The organism is Pseudomonas sp. BF-B-26, from assembly GCF_019956495.1.
In the GTDB taxonomy this organism is placed as follows: Bacteria; Pseudomonadota; Gammaproteobacteria; order Pseudomonadales; family Pseudomonadaceae; genus Aquipseudomonas.
Genome location: NZ_JAHBDP010000080.1, coordinates 15,823 through 35,506 on the forward strand (window position 1 = coordinate 15,823; position 19,684 = coordinate 35,506).

General features: G+C 58.8%; 23 protein-coding genes. 11 read left to right on the top strand and 12 right to left on the bottom strand.

Going from position 1 to position 19,684, the window contains the following annotated elements; genetic code table 11:
• Positions 1 to 84: 84 nt before the first annotated feature.
• Positions 85 to 498, bottom strand: coding sequence for a cupin domain-containing protein (locus KGB03_RS16920; RefSeq protein ID WP_111448860.1), 414 nt, complete (start codon positions 496 to 498; stop codon positions 85 to 87).
• A 43-nt stretch (positions 499 to 541) separates the two neighbouring features.
• On the bottom strand, positions 542 to 1,294 hold the full coding sequence (locus tag KGB03_RS16925; protein ID WP_223527734.1) for an SDR family oxidoreductase: 753 nt from the start codon (positions 1,292 to 1,294) through the stop codon (positions 542 to 544).
• Between the two features lie 258 nt (positions 1,295 to 1,552).
• Here KGB03_RS16925 and KGB03_RS16930 point away from each other — a divergent pair, with 258 nt between their 5' ends.
• Together KGB03_RS16930 and KGB03_RS16935 are read left to right on the top strand one after the other, a co-directional pair.
• Positions 1,553 to 3,151 (top strand): winged helix-turn-helix domain-containing protein, encoded by a 1,599-nt coding sequence (locus KGB03_RS16930; RefSeq protein ID WP_223527736.1) that lies wholly within the window; start codon positions 1,553 to 1,555, stop codon positions 3,149 to 3,151.
• Between the two features lie 63 nt (positions 3,152 to 3,214).
• Positions 3,215 to 3,709 (top strand): PaaI family thioesterase, encoded by a 495-nt coding sequence (locus KGB03_RS16935; protein WP_223527738.1) that lies wholly within the window; start codon positions 3,215 to 3,217, stop codon positions 3,707 to 3,709.
• A gap of 92 nt (positions 3,710 to 3,801) precedes the next feature.
• Here the strand turns inward: KGB03_RS16935 and KGB03_RS16940 are convergent, their stop codons facing one another.
• The 3 genes from KGB03_RS16940 to KGB03_RS16950 all read right to left on the bottom strand — a co-directional run bounded on the left by KGB03_RS16940 (position 3,802) and on the right by KGB03_RS16950 (position 5,759).
• Positions 3,802 to 4,422, bottom strand: coding sequence for an NADPH-dependent F420 reductase (locus KGB03_RS16940; protein ID WP_218536038.1), 621 nt, complete (start codon positions 4,420 to 4,422; stop codon positions 3,802 to 3,804).
• A gap of 190 nt (positions 4,423 to 4,612) precedes the next feature.
• On the bottom strand, positions 4,613 to 5,551 hold the full coding sequence (locus KGB03_RS16945) for an SDR family oxidoreductase (protein WP_218536035.1): 939 nt from the start codon (positions 5,549 to 5,551) through the stop codon (positions 4,613 to 4,615).
• A 52-nt stretch (positions 5,552 to 5,603) separates the two neighbouring features.
• Entirely contained in the window at positions 5,604 to 5,759 is a 156-nt protein-coding gene (locus KGB03_RS16950; RefSeq protein ID WP_223527741.1) for a hypothetical protein, read from the bottom strand.
• Positions 5,760 to 5,853: 94 nt separating this feature from the next.
• On the opposite strand from KGB03_RS16950, the gene KGB03_RS16955 reads away from it, so the two are divergent.
• Complete coding sequence (locus tag KGB03_RS16955; RefSeq protein ID WP_218536033.1) at positions 5,854 to 6,306, top strand: winged helix-turn-helix transcriptional regulator; 453 nt, start codon at positions 5,854 to 5,856, stop codon at positions 6,304 to 6,306.
• Between the two features lie 224 nt (positions 6,307 to 6,530).
• Here the strand turns inward: KGB03_RS16955 and KGB03_RS16960 are convergent, their stop codons facing one another.
• Positions 6,531 to 7,130, bottom strand: a complete 600-nt coding sequence (locus tag KGB03_RS16960) for an NADPH-dependent F420 reductase (RefSeq protein WP_218536031.1) — start codon at positions 7,128 to 7,130, stop codon at positions 6,531 to 6,533.
• 70 nt (positions 7,131 to 7,200) lie between these two features.
• Positions 7,201 to 7,935 (bottom strand): SDR family NAD(P)-dependent oxidoreductase, encoded by a 735-nt coding sequence (locus KGB03_RS16965; protein ID WP_218536029.1) that lies wholly within the window; start codon positions 7,933 to 7,935, stop codon positions 7,201 to 7,203.
• 112 nt (positions 7,936 to 8,047) lie between these two features.
• Between KGB03_RS16965 and KGB03_RS16970 the strand changes: the two genes are divergently transcribed.
• Both KGB03_RS16970 and KGB03_RS16975 read left to right on the top strand, forming a co-directional pair.
• Complete coding sequence (locus tag KGB03_RS16970; protein ID WP_218536027.1) at positions 8,048 to 8,410, top strand: winged helix-turn-helix transcriptional regulator; 363 nt, start codon at positions 8,048 to 8,050, stop codon at positions 8,408 to 8,410.
• 645 nt (positions 8,411 to 9,055) lie between these two features.
• Positions 9,056 to 9,535 carry a GNAT family N-acetyltransferase gene (locus tag KGB03_RS16975; RefSeq protein WP_051018071.1) on the top strand — a complete coding sequence of 160 codons (480 nt, stop codon included), beginning with the start codon at positions 9,056 to 9,058 and terminating at the stop codon, positions 9,533 to 9,535.
• A 310-nt stretch (positions 9,536 to 9,845) separates the two neighbouring features.
• Here the strand turns inward: KGB03_RS16975 and KGB03_RS16980 are convergent, their stop codons facing one another.
• Entirely contained in the window at positions 9,846 to 10,532 is a 687-nt protein-coding gene (locus tag KGB03_RS16980) for a glutathione S-transferase family protein (RefSeq protein ID WP_223527742.1), read from the bottom strand.
• 69 nt (positions 10,533 to 10,601) lie between these two features.
• Positions 10,602 to 11,348 carry an SDR family oxidoreductase gene (locus tag KGB03_RS16985; RefSeq protein ID WP_111448873.1) on the bottom strand — a complete coding sequence of 249 codons (747 nt, stop codon included), beginning with the start codon at positions 11,346 to 11,348 and terminating at the stop codon, positions 10,602 to 10,604.
• Between the two features lie 134 nt (positions 11,349 to 11,482).
• Between KGB03_RS16985 and KGB03_RS16990 the strand changes: the two genes are divergently transcribed.
• Positions 11,483 to 12,370 (top strand): LysR family transcriptional regulator, encoded by an 888-nt coding sequence (locus KGB03_RS16990; RefSeq protein ID WP_165933967.1) that lies wholly within the window; start codon positions 11,483 to 11,485, stop codon positions 12,368 to 12,370.
• Between the two features lie 188 nt (positions 12,371 to 12,558).
• Here KGB03_RS16990 and KGB03_RS16995 read toward each other — a convergent pair whose 3' ends face one another.
• Genes KGB03_RS16995 through KGB03_RS17005 form a run of 3 tightly spaced genes read right to left on the bottom strand, consistent with a single transcriptional unit; the run spans position 12,559 to position 14,630 of the window.
• Entirely contained in the window at positions 12,559 to 13,101 is a 543-nt protein-coding gene (locus KGB03_RS16995) for a histidine phosphatase family protein (RefSeq protein WP_223527744.1), read from the bottom strand.
• A 17-nt stretch (positions 13,102 to 13,118) separates the two neighbouring features.
• Positions 13,119 to 14,207, bottom strand: a complete 1,089-nt coding sequence (locus KGB03_RS17000) for an SDR family oxidoreductase (RefSeq protein WP_218536022.1) — start codon at positions 14,205 to 14,207, stop codon at positions 13,119 to 13,121.
• A 3-nt stretch (positions 14,208 to 14,210) separates the two neighbouring features.
• Positions 14,211 to 14,630 carry an ester cyclase gene (locus KGB03_RS17005; RefSeq protein WP_218536020.1) on the bottom strand — a complete coding sequence of 140 codons (420 nt, stop codon included), beginning with the start codon at positions 14,628 to 14,630 and terminating at the stop codon, positions 14,211 to 14,213.
• Positions 14,631 to 14,747: 117 nt separating this feature from the next.
• On the opposite strand from KGB03_RS17005, the gene KGB03_RS17010 reads away from it, so the two are divergent.
• The 5 genes from KGB03_RS17010 (at position 14,748) to KGB03_RS17030 (ending at position 19,664) form a co-directional block, all read left to right on the top strand.
• Positions 14,748 to 15,671: a LysR family transcriptional regulator gene (locus KGB03_RS17010; RefSeq protein ID WP_218536018.1), complete on the top strand. Its 924-nt coding sequence runs from the start codon at positions 14,748 to 14,750 to the stop codon at positions 15,669 to 15,671.
• Between the two features lie 640 nt (positions 15,672 to 16,311).
• A complete protein-coding gene (locus KGB03_RS17015) occupies positions 16,312 to 16,479 on the top strand; it encodes a hypothetical protein (protein WP_223527747.1) in 168 nt (55 codons plus the stop codon).
• 153 nt (positions 16,480 to 16,632) lie between these two features.
• Entirely contained in the window at positions 16,633 to 17,205 is a 573-nt protein-coding gene (locus KGB03_RS17020; protein ID WP_223527750.1) for a chorismate mutase, read from the top strand.
• Positions 17,206 to 17,356: 151 nt separating this feature from the next.
• Positions 17,357 to 17,785 carry a nuclear transport factor 2 family protein gene (locus tag KGB03_RS17025; protein WP_223527753.1) on the top strand — a complete coding sequence of 143 codons (429 nt, stop codon included), beginning with the start codon at positions 17,357 to 17,359 and terminating at the stop codon, positions 17,783 to 17,785.
• A 163-nt stretch (positions 17,786 to 17,948) separates the two neighbouring features.
• Positions 17,949 to 19,664 (top strand): amidase, encoded by a 1,716-nt coding sequence (locus KGB03_RS17030; RefSeq protein WP_223527757.1) that lies wholly within the window; start codon positions 17,949 to 17,951, stop codon positions 19,662 to 19,664.
• Positions 19,665 to 19,684 lie beyond the last annotated feature (20 nt).

Consider the following 19,684-nt stretch of genomic DNA (forward strand, 5'->3'; position numbering starts at 1 on the left):
TCCTGTTCAATGCCTGGGACTACCGCAGCCACGGGCGGCAGTGACCTGCCGCCCGGCTGTCGAGCTTTCATGAGTGTGATCGGCTCACTTTTTGATCGGTGTCACGAGCGTTGTTTCATCGCTGTCGAGGACAAACACGGCCAACAGGCGTGCGGGTTGGGTGTCGCTGGCGTTGGCGCTGACTTCGTGCACGGAGCCCGGCTCCTCTACGAAGTTTTCGCCGACCTTGTAGATCTTTTCCGGCTGGCCTTTGACTTTGATGCGAAACGAGCCCTCCAGGACCGTTGCATAGATGAAGGCCGTTTTCGGATGGGTGTGGGACGGCGACGCGGCGCCCGGCCCGTACTCGACGACGACGCCCTTCATGCTCTTGCCAGGGATGTTGGGAATGGGACGGTCAAACACGACCGTCACCTTGCCGGGGGGCGGCTCAGCGGCCGACACTGCGCTGATCGACAGCACTGCAAAGGCAGCGGCCAAGAGGTATCGGGCAAACATGACAAATCTCCTTCGTGGGTGTGTGATGTGACGACGAGCCCCGTTACCCGGCCGTCGACTGAGCGAGCCAGTCTTCGAAGCGGATCGCGCCAAGGCGCGCGTTCTTGCCGGCGGTCAGCGATTGATCGTCGAGCACATCGCCGAAGTAGCGCGCGTTCACGTCCGGCACGACCTTACGGTTGTCCTGGTTTACCCGCAGAAAGCGCCTGGCCAGATCGTCGAGGGGCATGGCTTCAGGACCTGCGACTTCGACCGTGCCATTGACCGGCGCTGCCAACGCGACATCGGTCAGCGCTGCCACCACGTCGACGGCCGCTATCGGCTGGATCAGCGCTGGCGAAACACGAATCTCCTCGCCAACGGCGAACGACTGGACAATGCCGCCAACAAATTCGAAGAACTGCGTGGCACGCAGGAGGGTGTAAGGAATGCCGGACGCCTTGATGAGGTTTTCCTGCGCGACCTTGGCCCGGAAATAGCCATTCTCGGGAAGCCGTTCGCTACCGACGATCGACAGGGCAACGTGATGACGAACACCGGCGGCAGCTTCCGCAGCCAGCAGGTTACGGCTCGACGTTTCGAAGAAATCGAGGACGGCCTGGTCTTCCCACGACGGCGCGTTCGCCACGTCGACGACCACCTCAGCGCCATCCATTGCTTGGGCCAGGCCCTCGCGGGTGATGCTGTTCACGCCCGTACTGGGGGAGGCGGCGAGCACGTCATGGCCGCGCTCGCGGAGGTTCTGCACAAGTTTCGATCCAATGAGGCCGGTGCCTCCGATGACGACGATCTTCATGGGGTCTCTCCCTACGCTTCTCGACAGCAACCATTGCTGTCGATGTAGAAAGAGAGTGCCTGCGCGCGTGAGGGAAGTCCTTGTGTCGGCCTTGAGTTTGTCTTCAGGCAAGCTTGGTTTTTCATCCAGGGAACAGGCAGACGACGGGCATCCCCTGCGGACGGTGCAGCGGATCAAACGCTGCCGTATTATCGACACCTCGTACTAATCGCCAGCTCGGACACGGAGTCGAGGGCGCTCGACCAGGGGATATCCGCCTTGCCATTCGTGTTTGAAGACTACGTGCTCGATCAGGAGCGCCGGGAACTGACCTTGCGCGGTCAAGTCGTGGCCGTCGGGCCACAGGCCTTCGATCTATTGCTGCAGCTCGTCAACAACCGCGATCGCGTCGTCAGCAAGGACGACCTGCTCAAGGCAGTGTGGAACGGTCGGATCGTCTCGGAATCGACGATCACCAGCCACATCAATGCGGTACGCAAGGCCATCGGCGATAGCGGCGAGGAACAGCGACTGGTGCGCACAGTCGCTCGCAAGGGCTACCGCTTTGTAGGCGAGATCAAGGTCGACGAGATCGACGGAGCACAACAGCCTGACGGGCCTGGCACCAGCGAAGTTGCGCCCGTGGACCCGAAGCAAACACCGCCCTCCTCGCTTGTCCTCCCGGACAAACCCTCCATTACCGTCCTGCCCTTCCACAACCTGAGCGGCGACCCGGAGCAGGAGTATTTCGCCGACGGCATGGTCGAGGACATCATCGCCGCCCTGTCGCGAATCCGCTGGCTGTTCGTCATCGCCCGCAATTCGAGTTTCACCTACAAGGGCCGTGCGGTGGACGTCAAAGGCGTCGGCCAGGAACTCGGCGTGCGCTACGTGCTGGAAGGCAGCGTGCGCAAGTCCGGAAACAAGGTACGCATCACCGGGCAGCTCATCGACGCAACAAACGGGACGCACATCTGGGCGGAGCGCTTTGAAGGCCAGCTCGACGACATCTTTGAACTGCAGGATCAAATCGCCGAAAGCGTCGTCGGCGCCATCTCGCCGCAGCTGGAACGGGCGGAAATCGAACGCGCCAAGCGCAAGCCGACGGAAAGCCTGGACGCCTACGATTATTACCTGCGCGGCATGGCGAAACTGCACAGCGGCACCCGGGAAGCCGTCGATATAGCACTGCCGTTGTTCTACAAGGCCATCGAGCTCGACCCGGAATTTGCATCGGCCTATGGCATGGCGGCCTGGTGTCACTTCTGGCGCAAGTTGAATGGCTGGATGAGTGATCGGACTCGAGAGATCGCCGAAGGCATACGGCTTGCGCGGCTGGCGGTGTCGCTCGGCCGGGATGATGCGGTGGCGCTGACGCGAGGCGGACATGCGCTGGCCCATCTTGCCGGCGATGTCGATGGCGGCATTGCCCTGCTCGACAGGGCACGCCTGCTCAATCCCAACCTCGCCCCCGCCTGGTACCTGGGCGGTGTCCTGCGTGCACTGCGCGGTGAAACAGACGAAGCGATCGAGCATTTGAGCCATGCCGTTCGCTTGAGTCCGCTGGATCCGGAAATGTTCAGGATGCAGGTGGGAATGGCGCTCGCGTACTTCTTCGCCGGGCGCTTTGACGTCGCTTCGGCCTGGGCGGAGAAAGCGCTGGGGAACCTGCCCACCCTCCTGCCCTCGGTTGCCCTGATGGCGGCCAGTCATGCGTTCACCGGGCATATGGACAAAGCGAAGCAGGCGATACAGCGCCTGCACGAGCTGGAACCCTCGTTGCACGTCTCCAACCTGAAGGACTGGCTGCCCATCCAACGGCCCGAGGATCTCGCGCGGCTCGCGGAGGGACTGCGGCTGGCCGGCTTGCCCGAGTGACCGCGTCCGATTGCAGCGTTAAGATCCGACGGTTTGGTTCACATTTCTGAGGATGACCACGGTATGTCCAGGCTCGACACCTCCCTGCAAGACACCGCCGCACCTGAAGGCGTTTGTTACGGCTGCGGCAGCAGTAATCCGCACGGGCTTCACATCAAGAGCGTCTGGCATGAAGACGGCGTGCATGTCATGGCCGAACACGTGCCCGATGCCAAGTATTGCGGCTGGCCGGATCTGGTTTACGGCGGGCTGATAGCGATGCTGGTTGACTGCCATTCAAACTGGACGGCGATGGCTTATCACTACCGCACGGAACACCGCGAAGTCGGAAGCCTCCCCCACATCAATTGCGTCACCGGCAACCTCGGCATCAAGTTCATCAAACCGACCCCGATGGGTGTCCCGCTGACCCTGCGCGCGAAAGTCGAAGGTGAGGTCGGACGCAAAACTCGCGTCATCTGTGAGGTCTATGCGGGGGATGTGCTGACGGCTATTGGAGACTCCGTTTTTGTTCGTGTGGATACTGAGCAACTGGCTGCGGTTGCTCATAGCCGGTAGGTTGCTTCCGTCCAGACACCGCCCATCGGCGGTTGCACGTTCATAGAAATCTCTTCAGATCGCGACGTAATGGACCTGACGGTATCGGGGATTCAGCCGATATCGACGTTCAAGGCGATGTCCCAAGTGCCGGCGCCGTTTTTCGCCAGGCCGATCATCATCAGGCCGAGCGCCTCGAGCGTCTGGGCCATGTGCAGGCCGCCGACATCCAACGGGCGCAGCCCGAGACTCTCGATGAACGTCGAGACGCGCGCCTTGGCCTCTGGATCGTCGGCGGCGATGAACGCGTCGAGGCGCCCACCCTTAGCAAGGACGTGGCCGAAGAGGGTGTTGAATGCTTTCACGATATGCGCGCTGGCGGGGGCGATCTTGGCGATCTCCTGCGCACCAGAACTGCCGGCGGGAGAGACGAGGCCCGTGAGGTCCGGGGAGGCCGTGTTGGTGATGTCGATGATCACCTTGCCGTCGAGCGCGTCCCCGTAATCGGCCACCACCGACGCCGCACCGGTGTACGGCACGGCGAGGATGACGATGTCGCCGGCCGGAGTGGCCCCGTACGTCCCGGTGGTCGCTCCGGCTGCGAGCTTGTCGGCCAGTGCCTGCGCCTTGGCGGGGTCGCGGCTGACCACCTCAACGGTGTATCCAGCTTTGGCAGTACGACCGGCGATCGCCGCGGCCATGCCTCCTGAACCGATGATGCTGATAGTGCTCATGTGCAGTTTCCTCGTGAATTGGAGTATTGCTCGTTGTCTCAACGGCATCCCACGATTGATATCCCGTGTGCGCCGAGCTGCGTGCGTCATTCCTCATGCCCCCCCCGGGTCGACAGAATCGTTACCCGAACGGATCACGCATCGCGACATGCTGTCCGCCGGGCCCGTTGCGCCCGGCGCCCTCCTCAACTCAGGCGGCCGGGAAGTAGTGGCCGTTGTCCAGGTCCTCGAACAGGCCGGGCTGAACAGGCTCCCAACCGAGGGTCTGGCGGGTGATCAGGTTGGACGCCGGGAGGTCCAGCGTGACCAGATTCGCGAGGAACCCAAAGTATCCCGGCAGCATCAGGACGTCCGCGGGAATACTTACGGCCGGCACGCCCAGACGGCTGCCAATGGCTTCGGCGATCTCACGGAACCGGATGCCCTCACTCTCGACCCCGTGCCAATATTTGCCAGCCTCACCCTTCTCCAGCGCCAGGCGGAACAAGATGGCGAGGTCACGGGCGTGCACGGCCGGCCACAGGTTCGCGCCTGCTCCCGGGTAACCGATCACGCCCTTTTCCTTCGCCAGCCCGATCAACAATGGAAGGAAGGCGACGTCGGTCGTGCTGTGCGCGATCGTAGGAATCCGCACGATCGATGACCGCACGCCGCGTTCTGCGAGGCCGATCACGGTGGTTTCGACGACGTTGCGAACCCGCAAGGTCCCCTTGTACGCATCGCCGCCGGGAAGTGACGGGTCTTCCTCGGTGGCTGGTCGGCCCAGGTTTTCCCAACCCGGCGCGCCGATGCTCCCCGACACGACCAGCGGCTTGCCGCTTCCAGCCAGCGCTTCGCCGTACGCAAGCATGATCTGGAGTTCCGCAGCGGCCACGGCGTCGATCCCGCCAGTGGGAAGCAGGTCTTGCCGGTGCGCAACGTGGATAACGCCGTCTGACTCCGACGCTGCCGCCTTAAGCCCCTCGAGGTCGGAAATATCCCCGCGACGCACCTTGGCGCCGAGTGCGGTCAGCGCAGCCGCGGACTTGTCGGACCGGGCCAGGCCGGTGACCTCGTGGCCGGCGGCGATGAGCTCGGGGATGATGTACGAACCGATATGGCCGGTTCCGCCAGTGACTAAAACGTGCATGTTATGACTCCATAGGCGTGATGTGATGCGAGAAATGGTGATACGGGAACGCTCAGCCGAGATGGCTGACGCCGATCGAGAAGTTGGTGTGCTTGACGAAGTGTGCAATGAGGCCCAGCGAAAGCAGACAGGCATGATCCAGCGTTCGCGCCTTGAGCAGCGGCCCGGTGTCCATCGGGCACAGTCCGAGGCGATCCGGCGAACTCATTCAACGTACGATCCATGCTGGTCGCTTTACTTGCAAAAAGCAAGTGATCAACTGAGTTTTACTTGCGACATGCAAGCGATGCTAAGATCTCGCCATGAAAACACCATCTAAAGAAGACGTTCGGTCCCATTGCGCGGTGAACTACGGCGTGGAGATTTTCGGCGACCGATGGTCGCTCTTGATCATTCGCGACATCGTTTTTGTGGGTAAGAAGACGTATGGCCAGTTCCTGAAATCGGAAGAGGGAATCGCGACCAATGTTCTTGCTTCCCGACTGGCCTTTCTTGAGGCGCAAGGGATTCTCTCGAAAGCGCCCAGCCCCGATGACAGGCGCAAGGACTTTTACACGTTGACCGAGAAGGGCCTGGACCTCATTCCGATTGTGATCAGCATTGTGCTCTGGAGCGCAAAGCATGATTCGAAGTCGTACGTGCGGCGCCGCGAGGAGTTTGTTGCTCGATTAAGTCAAAACCCCATGCAGGTGAGTGAAGAAGTGAAGGCGCTGGTCCGCAATGGCGGGTGCATCTTTCCTGAGAGCGGGGGATGAACAAGGCGACAAACGCGCCCTGTCACGGCGCACAAATCAGATGCACACACCACCGCCTGCAGGACGCTTGAGAGAGGACAAGCCTCTGCATCAGCGCAGCCAAGGCAACGTCGAGTGGCGCCAGGCCCAAGATCAATGCATCAACCTTTTTGTGGGCCGTCTCGGTACTTAGCGCCTGGCGTTCGCGACCATCCTTGAGGCCCGCGCCAGTGCTTGCGTGTCCATCAGTCGAACTTGACCAAGTCCTTGAAGATCAGTTGACCCCAACTATTTCCACGCGCCTGCACAAGCAGTCCACCTTCCGAAAGCCCGCCCAGTTTGATCGGCGAAAAACCGAGATTTTCTGCAAGCGCACCCATCTCCGTTGCGGCGCCGTCATCGTCGCTCGCCAGGAACACGACTCTCCTGCCACCCTGTACAGCCGGATCCTGGCCAAGGACGGCGGCGCCCAAATGGTTGAAGCCTTTGACCAGTCGTGCACCAGTAAAGGCCTGCGCGACGACCCTGGAAGAAGGCTCTCCTCCCAGTTCCTCAGGGGACACGCCGTAGGCATTGGTCACGTCGATGATGGTCTTTCCCTTCCAGGTCGGCAGCACCTTCGCGACATCAAGGTGCGACTCGAAACGGACAGCCAGAAAGACGATGTCCGCCTTGACCGCGTCCGCCAGTTTCTTGGGAATAATCTGGGGGCCGATGGCGGCCGCGGCGGATGCAAAGCTTTGCGGGTCGCGCGTGGTTGCGACGGATACTTCGATGCCATTGCGGGCAAACGCCTTGGCCAGGGCCTGGCCGATATTGCCGAAGCCGATAATTGCGTAGCTCATATATTCTCCTGAGGTTTACCGAGTTCTACGGCGCTCCGAATAATCCAATGGAGCGCCTGGGCGCAGGGCGTCAGAGTTGCGCAAGACCGCCGTCAACGGCGACTTCGCTGGCGGTCATGAAGCTACTGTCCGGCGACGCGAGAAAGGCGGCCACGGCCCCGATCTCCGCCGGATCAGCCATGCGCTGAAGCGGGGTCATCGCGGCGTAGGCCTTCTGGCCCTCCTCGCCCAGCGCTTCCTTCGCGAGTTCGGTCGCCGTCGCCCCGGGCGACAGCACGTTTACCCGGATGCCCGTGCCTTTCAGGTCCTCCGCCCAGGTCCGCGCAAGGTTGCGCACTGCCGCCTTACTCGCGCTGTAGGCGCTCATTCCCGGGGCGCCCGTGGTGCCGGCGCTCGACCCGGTCAGGATGATCGAACCGCCCTGCCCCATCAGCGGCAGCGCCTTCTGGACTGTGAAGATCGTCCCCTTCACGTTGGTGTCGAAGGTTTCGTCAATGTGCTCGGCGGTGAGCTTGCCGAGCGCAAGCTGACTTCCCGCCCCGGCATTGGCGAAGACGATGTCGAGGGTTCCGCGCTCGGCCTTCACCGCCGCGTAAAGTCGGTCGAGGTCTGCCAGATCGGAGACAGAGCCCTTCACCGCGCGGGCATTGGGCCCGAGTTCGGCTACAGCGGCATCGAGCGCTTCCTGCCGGCGACCGAAGATGAAGACGAAGGCGCCCTCCTCGATGAAGCGTTTTGCGGCGGCGCGGCCGATGCCGGTAGCGCCACCGGTAATGACAGCGGTCTTTCCATTCAGTCGGGTCATGTCGTGCATCCTTCGTTGGAGTTGTACCCAAGCAGGGAATTGCTTGCTTGAGACGAGGATGCATCGCTGATAACCTAAGGACAAGTATGCACCTTTTGGTAAGTATCAAAAAATGACGACGACTTCTGAAATCTGTGACACCGGTTGCGGGCTCAACGCCACGCTGCGCATCATCTCGGGCAAGTGGAAACCGCTGGTCTTGTTTTTCCTGCGCGGCAGCCCGAAGCGCTACGGCGAACTCAAGCGTTTGATCCCGGGCGTCAGCGACAAAGTGCTGATCCAGCAATTGAAGGATCTGGAAGCCGATCACGTGCTGACGCGGACCGACTACAAGGAAGTGCCACCTCGCGTGGACTACGCGCTGACCCCGCTCGGTCGCAGCCTGGCTGAAGCGATTGTGCCGCTGTGCACCTGGGGAACCGAGAACGCGGCGGAAATGGCAAGCATCTTCGCCAAGCGGGACGCTTTGCCCTAGCAGAATGCTGAAGAATCGCTGAGTTGGACGACTGCGCATTCGTGGGTGGGCGGCAGGTCGAATTCCTCCGGGTCAGACCTTCAGGATGCGCGGTTTGGGCGCTCTGGCCATGTTTGGGTTGAAGCGATAGCCGAAGGTTTGCTTCTGGCCGTTTTCTGCCCTTCGCAACAGACTGCAATCGGCCAGAAGCAGTCACTCGAACGAGGTTTTTACCCGACCGGTAGGAGGCATTAAAGACAGCTATGATACTTTCCAAAGGCGACTTCATAAAACTAACCCACGTCGATTCTACGAAGGCTGTGTATGTTGATTGGATAAATGCTCGTGATGCGGCGCCTGGGGATATCGCAGTCGTCAAAGAAACTTTTAGTACGGAGTCCGGACTCATCATCCGTCTATTGTGCGAGCCCCGGTCGGGCTTTCAAGAATGGTGCACCACATTTTATGAAGCCGATTTGACCTACGAACTGTTGCTCGTAAAACCAATTCACGATGACTGAGCTTGAAAGTCCGCTTCGGGTTATGGATTCCTGCCTCTCGCGAAAGGCAGGAGTCTGCCAGGAGCGGACGTACGCGACACGAGCTTGGTTGCCCCTTAATCTTTCTTGTGAGAGGTTGAGGGACGCTGATTCATCAAGGAAGATCATGGACATTCGATCGACAGAAACAGAGGATTGGATGCTACTAAAGCAAGTCCGACTCGCCGCGCTTTTGGACACGCCAACGGCATTTGGTGTCAGTTATCAAACTGCTGCCGCATACACTGATGAACAGTGGAAAGTTAGAGCCTCATCAACCGGAACAGTATTTTGGCTGGCACTCGACAAAGGTAGACCTGTCGGAATGATCGGTGCCGCAGTCAATAGTGCACATCGCTTTAACTTGATAGGAATGTGGGTTGATCCTGCTGCCCGGGGCTCAGGAGTAGCAACTCAGTTGGTAGAAGTTGTGAAAGCTCGCGCTACCGCGGAAGGCTTTGATCGCGTTTTTCTCGACGTATCGCCCGACAATGCGAGAGCCTCGAACTTCTATCTCAAGCAAGGTTTTATTTTCATGGATGAATGGGAGCCGTTAGAAAGTCATCCGTATATTACGGTTCAGACGATGCTCTGGATCGGAAGCTGATTCACGAGTTCGCTCTTAGCCGGATGTCCCTTAGAGGTCGGCTCCTGCCCGTCACAACGGAAAGAAACCGGCCAATTTCTATCGACGCTGACCGGCTGCTTTGGGTCGTTTTCTGCCCTTCGCAACAGACTGAAATCGGCCAAAAGCGGACATGGAGCGCCAACGAAAGCTCAGTATCACTATCCGTTGTATAGGCACTTTCCTGAAGAATAGGAAAGCGGGCCTCCTGCAAATTCGCAAAGGTGACCCAGCTCCACGATCGCACCAGGCTAAGTCCCGCCATACGAGACACTGGACTGATATTTATGACTCATCTGACTAAAATGGCCTTCACCTCCAGCAGATGTTTGCGTAACCGGTCTGCATAATCCTCGGCGACAGCAGCCTGAACGCTAGCGCGATTGGCCAGTGCATGACGCCACTCTGCAATGCGAACAAGTCCATCGAACAATGGATGACCTGGTTCGAACCCTAGTATGTCGAAGTAGCGGAAAACTGGAGCAACGGCTATATCCACCATGCTGAGCTTCGCACCAGCGAAGTAATTACCGTCCGATTTTTCAAGTTCGAATCGCTCTAGTTTGCCTCTCAACGCTGCTGATTTGCTAAGCGCTGTCTGCTGATCCGCTGCATTCGAATATCCCCACGCATCCGCGAGCATGGCAGTGGCGAATTCGATCCAGGCACGGTGTTGAGCACGGGTGATTGCATATTCCGGGTGCAAAGCAGGCTCCGGATACACCTGTTCGATGTATTCACAGATAGCCACGCTCTCGAAAAGTACGGTCGCTTCCTCATCGCCTTTTTGCACCATTAGAAGCGGGACTTTGCCCGTTGGCGACATGACCCGAAACCAGTTGGGCCTGTCCTTCAAATCCACATCAATGCGCTGAAATGGAACCTGCTTTTCGAGGAGTAAAATTGCCACTCGCTGAACAAACGGACAAAGCCCGTGGCTAACAAGCGTGAGCCGTGATTGCGACATTTGAATACCCACTGTTATTTCGACAACTCCCGCTTCCGGGTAGGAAGCGGGATGTACAGACTCGAAGGCGTGCCTATCTCGTTAAAGCGAGCGACCACCATCAACAATAATTTCTGTTCCCAACGTCCAACGAGACTCGTCCGACGCGAGGTACAGCACCGCCTTAGCTACTTCTTCAGGCGTGCCAAAACGGCCAAATGGGATAGTCGCAGCAATATCTTTGTTGACCTGCTCGCGGTAGGCATCGGGAATACCCGCCTTGTCGTACAGCGGCGTGTCGATCGGCCCAGGGCTGACCGCATTTACTCGAACACCACGCGGTAGAAGCTCGCTAGAGAGCGTTTTCGACATGTTCAGAAAGGCAGCCTTTGTTGCGGCATAAATGGATGAACGCGCGGCGCCCAGGTGCGCACTGATCGAGGTGTTAAGAACCACCGATGCAGGGTTGGAGAAGACCGGCAGCAGTGCTTGCAGGAGGAAGTAAGGGCCTTTGACATTGATGTCAAAGGAGCGGTCAAACATCTCCTCGTTCCAGTCTTCGATTGGCTTCCAGACGGATACGCCAGCATTGAGGAAGGCAACGTCGAGCTGCCCGTAATGGGACTGAACAGCCTGCGCCAGCTCCTTCTGGGCTGCGACACTAGCTGAGTCGGCTCGCAGCACCAGGACTTCGCTACCTAAAATAGCTTGAGCATTTGCCATGGACTCAGGATTAACACCTGTGACGATCACGCGTGCGCCTTCGGCGAGAAATTGCTTGGCGGTTTCCAGACCGATGCCGCTTGTACCGCCAGTGATGAGGGTACGCTTGCCTTGTAAACGAGACATGTAAATTTTCTCTCTTTTGGGGCGGCCAGCCGGACGACTGACCTTCTGAGAGCAACTATGTATTCATGCCAGCACGCTGATAAGATGGGCAAATAGAATAGATCTCATGCAAAATCTGCATGAAAAGGGGCGTGATGGACCGGTTGTTACTGATGAGCTGTTTTGTACGCGCTGTCGAGACAGGTAGTTTTTCTGCTGCGGGACGTGATCTAGGACTAGGGCAACCGAGCGTCAGTCGTTACGTCGCTGCTCTTGAAGACCATTTGCAAACCAGGCTGCTTCACCGATCCACACGAAAGCTGATGCTCACGCCCGAGGGTGAACGGTACTACGCAGATGCGCGGCGTATTCTGGACTCAGTGGAACAGTCAGAGTCCTCACTGAGAGGGAACGTAGCGCCGTCTGGGTTACTGCGCGTCGCTTGCCCGACCGCATTGGCTCACACCTTCATCGTACCGCACGTCGCGAGCTTTCTAGGGCGCTATCCCGAACTGTCGCTCGATCTTCAAATCAATGATCGCTACGTCAATTTAGTCGACGAGGGGGCAGAACTCGCGATTCGTATTGGGCACCTGGAGGACAGTGCAATGCGAGCCCGGCCACTAGCGTGGTTCGAGCGTGTGTGCGTTGCCAGCCGTGCGTACCTAGAGAAACGTGGCTCTCCCTCTTCGCCTGATGACCTGAAGGAACACGACTGCCTCATTTATACCCTCCTATCCACTGGAACCAACTGGCGGTTTAAGGATACTGATGTCCCGATCTCCGGACGACTGCGTGTCAACTCGCCTGAGGCGATACGTGAGTACGTCAATGCAGGATTGGGAATCGCGCAAGGGCCTCAATGGCTTTATGAGGAAGGGCTGAGAAGTGGCAATCTTCAATTGCTGCTTAACGAATACGTGGCGCCACCCGTCCCGATCCAAATCGTATACTTAGCGAATCGGCTGCTGCCCCAGCGAGCCATCGTTTTCATGGATTTTATGGCGGATGTTTTTGCTGCATTCCATGAGCGCCCTGAATAGCCTCCTGGCCCACGGCCAGGGGCGAGCGGAGAACCATCAGCATGGCGGCCCCTTGGGCGAAAATCGCTGCACACTCACCATTCTTGCTCGTCAACGGGGCTTTAAGTAGTCACACCGGACTGCGGTCTTTACAAATGAACGACCAACCTGAACTTTCCCTTCGTTAATCTCCGCGCCAGATGGCACTTTTAAACACCGCTATATTGATACACCGTCGCACTCCAATACTGGCTGCCGTTACGTTTTTGGCGAACCCATCCATCGGCCATCAGTTGTTTGGCGATCATTCGATTCATAAAGCCATGACCGAGCAGCAGAACCGGTCCTTCGTTGGCAAGGGACTGAAGTCGTCGAGCTGCCGTGCTGGCGCGCATCCTCGCAGTTCCGGCGGATTCGACGTTACGTGAGTAACCGCACAACCATAAGACTCGAAGGATAAATGCCCAGGTAAACGACGATAGCCGTGGCAGTTTCCAGCGACCATAAGGCAGTTGCGCTTCACAGAAAAGCGCGTCGACAAGGGCGGGCTTCAGGCCAAGAGCCTGGACGGAGGTCAGCGCACGAGGCGCGCTGCTTGAGACAATCACCTTGGCGGTTGCGGCGAGCTGCATGCTGGCATCCGGCACGGGTTGGTTGGTAATTTCGGACCGGTTGTATTGCTCGATCCAGTCTTTCATATCGAGCGCTGACATTTTGGCGGTTGCGACCAGTTTTGGCTGGCCGTGACGCATCAGGATTATTTCCCTACTCACTGTATGTTTACGTCCTTGTTCGTGTGTGCGGTCAATGTGGAAGGAGTGCGGTTCCGGGAACTTAAGGTGTGACTCTCAAACCAATCGTGATCGCGGTACCACGCCACCGTGTCGGTGATTGTCAGCTCTAGTGGCCGGAAACTCAGGCCAAGCTCCTGTTCACTCTTGCTGTGGTTGAAACAGGTGCGGTCCTTCTCTCGTACCAACAGGCGCAACGTGGCCATGCTCAGCAGAATGGGCTTGCTGGTAATACGCGCATACATCTCCTGCACAGCCGCCAACGTGTATAGAAAAGGGAGCGGTAGTTGTCGAACGGGGGTCTTGACGCCCGCTATACGTCCAAGCATAGGCACCAGCTCACGCATTGTCATATGCCGGCCCGCCGCGAGATAGCGCTCACCTCGCCGCCCATGTTTGGCTGCGGCAATCTGCGCCAATGCCACATCGCGGGCATCGACAACGGAGAAACTACCGGGGATCAGTCCGGGCAGTTTGCCGAGCACAACATCGTTAACCAACTGTCCCGAGGAGGTAGGGCCCAAGTCGGCTGGGCCCCACATCCAGCCAGGCAGGACCATGCAGGCATGCATCTCGGGATGGACCTCCAGGAACGACAAGACGGCACGGTCGGCGAGAATCTTGCTACGGTAGTAGTCATCCGCATCGGCATCGGCCCGCAGACATGTCTCGTCGATGGACGTGCCAGGTGCGCCGTCGAGTACGGCAATGGAAGACGTATGGATGAACCGTCGTATACCGGCGCGGTAGGCCTGGTTTAGCAGGCGCCGCGTACCAGACACATTAATCTTTTCGAGTTCCTTCCAGTGGCTGCCGCCCTTGTAGTTGTCGCGAAAGAACGCCGCGGTGTGAAACACCGTATCGCAGCCTTGCAGCGACGCTGCGAATGCGTCGACATCGGCCATGTCCCCAACGACCAGTTCCACACCCGGCAAATTGTTGAACTGCTGTTCACCTTTGGCTCTTGAACGGACCAGGGCTTTGACCGCGTAGCCACGAGCGACCAATTCACGCACCAGGTTGTTGCCCAACAAGCCGGTTGCGCCAGTAACGAATGCGCTGTGCATGGCTCAACCCTCCGCTGGATAGGCTAACGGCATCAGCACCGCACTGTCGAAGAAGGCCTCTTCACGGATGGCCAGCCCGTCTCTGAAGGTGAAGTGTGCGGCGTAGTACGCGGTAATATGGCGTCCATGAGGTGGAATCACCCGGCCTGGCAGCACCAAGGGTGCGGCGAATGTGCCGGTCAGGAAGGCAGTCAGCGCCAAACGATCGTTACCGACGGCGAATGGGCTGAAAATCACGTGGGCATCGGGGAGCGCTTCGAGCAATGCGATCTCTCGTTTGCGCATGGCTTCACGACCGGTTTGTATCCCCATGCTGTCGAGGTAGGTGAAGTCTTCGCAAACCAGCGCAAGCATCGCCTCCACATCACGGCGATTGAAGGCACTGGCGGCGCGTTCCGCATAGTCGTTGGGGCCAATAGTCATACAGTCCATTCCATTCGTCTTCGAGGGCTTGTAGATATACCTTTGAGGTCTCTCCCGAAAAACAGCGACTACTGCATAATGGATTTGCACATATGCAGACCAGGGAGGATATGACGCATGGCGTTGCAAGCAAATTGGGACGATCTTCGTCTGTTGTTGGCAGTCTCGCGGCGTGGCAGCTTTCTTCAAGCTGGCCAGATGCTGGGTATTGCGGCGTCTACTGTGTCCCGCCGGTTGACCCAACTTGAGAGCGCCCTGGGCGAGCTACTCGTCGAGCGGGGCGTTGAAGGATGCTGGTTGACCTCGCGCGGCCAATCCCTCGTGGAAGTTGCCCTAGCGGCGGAGGCGGGCTTGAGGCGTCAAACCGTTACTGACATGTCCGGGCTACACACGGAGTTATTTGGCAGTGTCCTAGTCAGTGCAGGAGAGGGATTTTCGTCTTGCGTGCTGGAGGCTGCGAGTCGCTTCACCTCTCTTCACCCGCGTTGCTCGGTGGAGTTGATGGCAACAGCCGACTTTCACAAGATTGTCCGCGGTGTGGCAGACATTGCTGTACGCACAGCTCATCTAGGCGAACCGTCGCTGATTTATCGACCAATAGGCAGGCTCGCTTACGGTGTCTTCGCCGATGCAGGTTATCTGAAACGGTATCCAGGGGTGACTCCGGCCACTGCGGTTAATATTGCCTTGCTTCCTCCGCTGGACATGTTGCCGCAAATGCGTGCGGCAAAGGCCGCGGGTCTGGAACGCGCGCAGATCAGCGTGAATTCGTTCGCGGTTCAACTCGAATCGGTGAGGCGAGGAATGGGTGTGGCAGTACTGCCCCGTATTCTGGCGAAGGACCTGATCGAGCTGTTCCCGGATCTCCAACTTCCAGATATGGAAGTCTATCTGGTGACCCGGCCTCAGGCATTGAAACAGGCTCACATTAAATGTTTTTTTGCCATCCTGGAGCAGGTGCTGCTCGAAGCCCTTTCCATAGAAAATGTGGAAGGTTGCCTCTTGGGGGGGCGACCTGAAATGGGTGCATGGGGGCGCTAGACAAAAACAGAAATCGGGATGAGGGTGTGAGTTTTTTATGAGCGCGAACCACGTCGTAGCGAGATGTGACCAGGCACGGACACCCACAGTGTTCGTGCCGTTGGCCAATGCGGGGTTATGACGCCTTAAGCAACGCTGCGTATTCAACAGCATTGGTTTCGTGCGAACGTGGCGCTACCCCAGTGAGAGTATGTGCGTCGTCGGTTGCGGCAGCTGTCCAGTTTGATCGACAGCTCTACTACCCTGACAACCATGCCAGATCGCCTCACTCACCTGCTGGGTTCCTGGCTGCTGGAGGACATAGGAAGTTAGTAACCTAACGTCGGGCTTAGTTAAACGTGGTGAATGTAGTGTTGGGGAGCGGCTGACCGCTTCTGGCCGAGGCTGTGTAAAAACGTTTTTCAGCGCGACAGGTACTCAAAACCGGACTGGAAATCGCGCTTCTACGCAAACCCCTGGAGAGCCTCGACAGTTCAAGAGGTCCAGCATACCCCCGCTGTTCTGGCTGAGCGCTAGAACCGACGACAAGAGGATCATTGCCGGCGTCGATAGTCACCATCACCTCAATGAAGTTCTCATAAAAAATCCGCGGCGTAACATCAGCTCCAGACCCAACAACTACACCCCGGAGCACACCATCATGAAACGCCAAATCTTCCTCAGCATCGCTTTCTCGGTTTTTGCAGTTAACGCTTTCGCCGCTACCTCTGTTCACCCGGTTGTCGCTGAAGGCGGCTCGGATCGTCTGATTGAAAGTCGTGTGGCAGAAGGTGGTTCCGACCGTCTGATCGAAAACCGCGCGGCATAAATGGATAGCTTTACCGAAGCACTCAACGAAGAGCCCGGCCTGACAAGCCGGGCTTTTTCGTGCACAAAATAAATCGATCCCTGCTTAATGCCTCCGCCGCACCTGTGATACATAACACCTGATTGTGAGTCCCGTTCCCAATGAGGTTTGCCGATGCCCCGTTCCCCACATTTACCGCAACTGCTGATCTGCGCCGTCCTCGGTTTATTCGCCAGCAGCGCACAGGCCAGTGCGCCCTCCCCGGCGCCCGATAGCTTGCAACCGCTGCTGGTGACGTTGAACGAGCGCCTGAGCATTGCTGATCTTGTGGCGCTGACCAAGTGGGACAGTGGCAAACCGATCCAGGACAGTGCCCGGGAAGCGCAGGTCATCGCCAACGCCAGGAAGCTGGCCGTCGAGCACAAACTGAACCCGGACGAAGTAGCCGAATTGATCGCCGCACAGATTGAAGCCAACAAGCTGGTGCAGTACGGGCTGGTGGCCCAATGGCGAGCGGCTGGCAAGGCGCCTGACACGCCGCGGCCGGACCTCGCCAATCAAATCCGGCCACAGCTCGATGAGCTGCAAAACCGCCTGTTGCAGCAATACGCCGCCTTCGCGCCCTATCGCAAAGACCCGCAATGCGCGGACTGGCTAGCCAAAGAACGATCCCGCCTGGTCAAGGACGGTCTGCATGGTCAGGCACTGATACGCGCCACCGGGGAGCTGTGTGTCGCTGGTCAGTGACTGAGCAGCTTTAAAGCGGTCTCTAAAAAGAAGCCCAGCCTGATCAGCCGGGCTTCTTCTTTTTTGTGAGCTACTTTTAGTGCATCCGCAGGGTCGCAAGTCGGCCTTGGCGGCACTCTTGAATGTCTCACGGCCAACCATCGGAGCTGAAATGTCTGAACTGAAACTGCACCCCAAAGCCGCAGAATCCCTGAACCAGTGGCACGACATGATCAGCAAGGGTGATTTGAGTGCCTTGCCCGGCTTGCTGGACCCACAGGCGATATTCCGCTCCCCGATGGCTCACACGCCTTACCCGGGTGCAGCCGTGGTGTCGATGATCCTCAACACGGTCATCGAGGTATTTGAGGATTTTGTCTACCACCGGGAACTGTCGACCGCAGACGGCTTGAGCGTCGTCCTGGAGTTCAGCGCCAACGTCAGCGGGAAAGCGTTAAAGGGCATCGACATGATCCGGTTCAACGAACAAGGAAAAATCGTTGAGTTTGAGGTGATGGTCCGTCCCTTGAGTGGCCTGCAAGCCTTGGGCGAGCAAATGGGGCAACGCCTTGGCGCTTACCTGGCGGCCAGCAAAGCCTGAAGACGTTGCATCGCCTTGGACGATGCCTCTGTTCCCCGCTTGGTGTTAAATAGAGCGCGAAAAGCAGCGCAACGAGAACACCGATGAACACCCATTTTGAGATTAGTGATGTCCCTGAGCCCAACATTCATCGCGTCGCCCATCAGCAGACGGTGGTAACAGCATGATCGAGGTCACCGAAGTTTCCATTGCCGAACTGCGGGCTGCGCTCGAATCGGGCCAAACCACTGCGGTTGAGCTGGTGCAGGCCTATCTCGCCAGGATCGATGCCTACGACGGACCCGACACGCCCACCGCCCTCAACGCGGTAGTGGTTCGAAACCCCGAGGCGCTGAACGAGGCGCAGGCGTCCGATGCCCGTCGGGCCAAGGGCGAGACGCTGGGTCCGCTCGATGGCATTCCCTATACGGCCAAGGACAGTTACCTGGTGAAGGGGCTCACCGCCGCCTCCGGCAGTCCCGCCTTCGCCAACCTGATTGCCTATCGCGATGCGTTCACGATCGAACGGCTTCGCGCTGCCGGCGCGATTTGCCTGGGCAAAACCAACATGCCGCCGATGGCAAACGGCGGCATGCAGCGCGGGGTCTATGGCCGTGCGGAAAGCCCGTACAACGCTGACTATCTCACCGCCCCCTTTGCCTCGGGCTCATCGAACGGTGCCGGTACGGCAACGGCCGCCAGCTTCGCGGCATTCGGTCTCGCGGAAGAAACCTGGTCGAGTGGACGCGGTCCTGCCTCGAACAATGGTCTGTGTGCCTATACGCCTTCACGCGGGGTCATTTCGGTGCGCGGCAACTGGCCCTTGACGCCGACGATGGACGTTGTGGTGCCGTTTGCCAGAACCATGGCCGACCTGCTCGAGGTCCTTGACGTGGTGGTGGCGGATGATCCCGACACCCGTGGCGATCTGTGGCGGATGCAACCTTGGGTGCCGATTCCAAGTGTCGCCTCGGTGCGCCCCGCTTCCTATGCCGAGTTGGCCGTGAAGTCCGATGCACTGGCAGGAAAGCGCTTCGGCGTGCCGCGCATGTACATCAACGCGGATCCCGAAGCGGGTACCAGCGATGCGCCTGGCATCGGTGGTCCGACGGGGCAGCGAATCATCACCCGCCCATCCGTGATCGGGCTCTGGGAAGAGGCTCGCAAAGCACTCGAAGCCGCTGGCGCCGAAGTCATCGAGGTCGATTTCCCGCTGGTCTCCAATTGCGAAGGTGATCGCCCGGGTGCGCCGACCGTATTTACGCGGGGCCTGGTGTCCAAGGCGTTCCTGCATCATGAATTGTGGGATCTGTCGGCGTGGGCGTTCGATGATTTTCTGAGGGCCAATGGCGATCCCAAGTTGAACCGCCTGGCCGATGTCGACGGTCCACTGATTTTCCCCCACGACCCAGGCACGCTCCCCAACCGGGAGGACGAGCTTGCCGCAGGCATGGACGAGTACGTGAAGATGGCCGAACGCGGCATTACCCCGTGGGATCAGATCACCACCCTGCCCGACGGACTGCGCGGACTTGAACAGACGCGTCGGATCGATCTTGAGATTTGGATGGATCGGTTGAGGCTCGATGCGGTGCTGTTTCCGACGGTGGCCGACGTGGGGCCGGCGAATGCCGATGTCGATCCGAAGTCTGCGGATATCGCGTGGAGCAATGGCATCTGGGTCGCCAACGGCAACCTCGCCATCCGGCACCTGGGCGTCCCCACAGTCACAGTGCCGATGGGGGTCATGCCAGACATCGGCATGCCCGTCGGGCTGACATTTGCCGGTCGTGCCTATGACGATTCGACGCTGCTGCGCCTGGCTTCGGCGTTCGAGTCGATCGGCACGAAACGATTGATCCCGCCTCGCACCCCTCCCTTGCCGGTTGGTAAACAATAGAACGGCCGGGATTGGCGTGT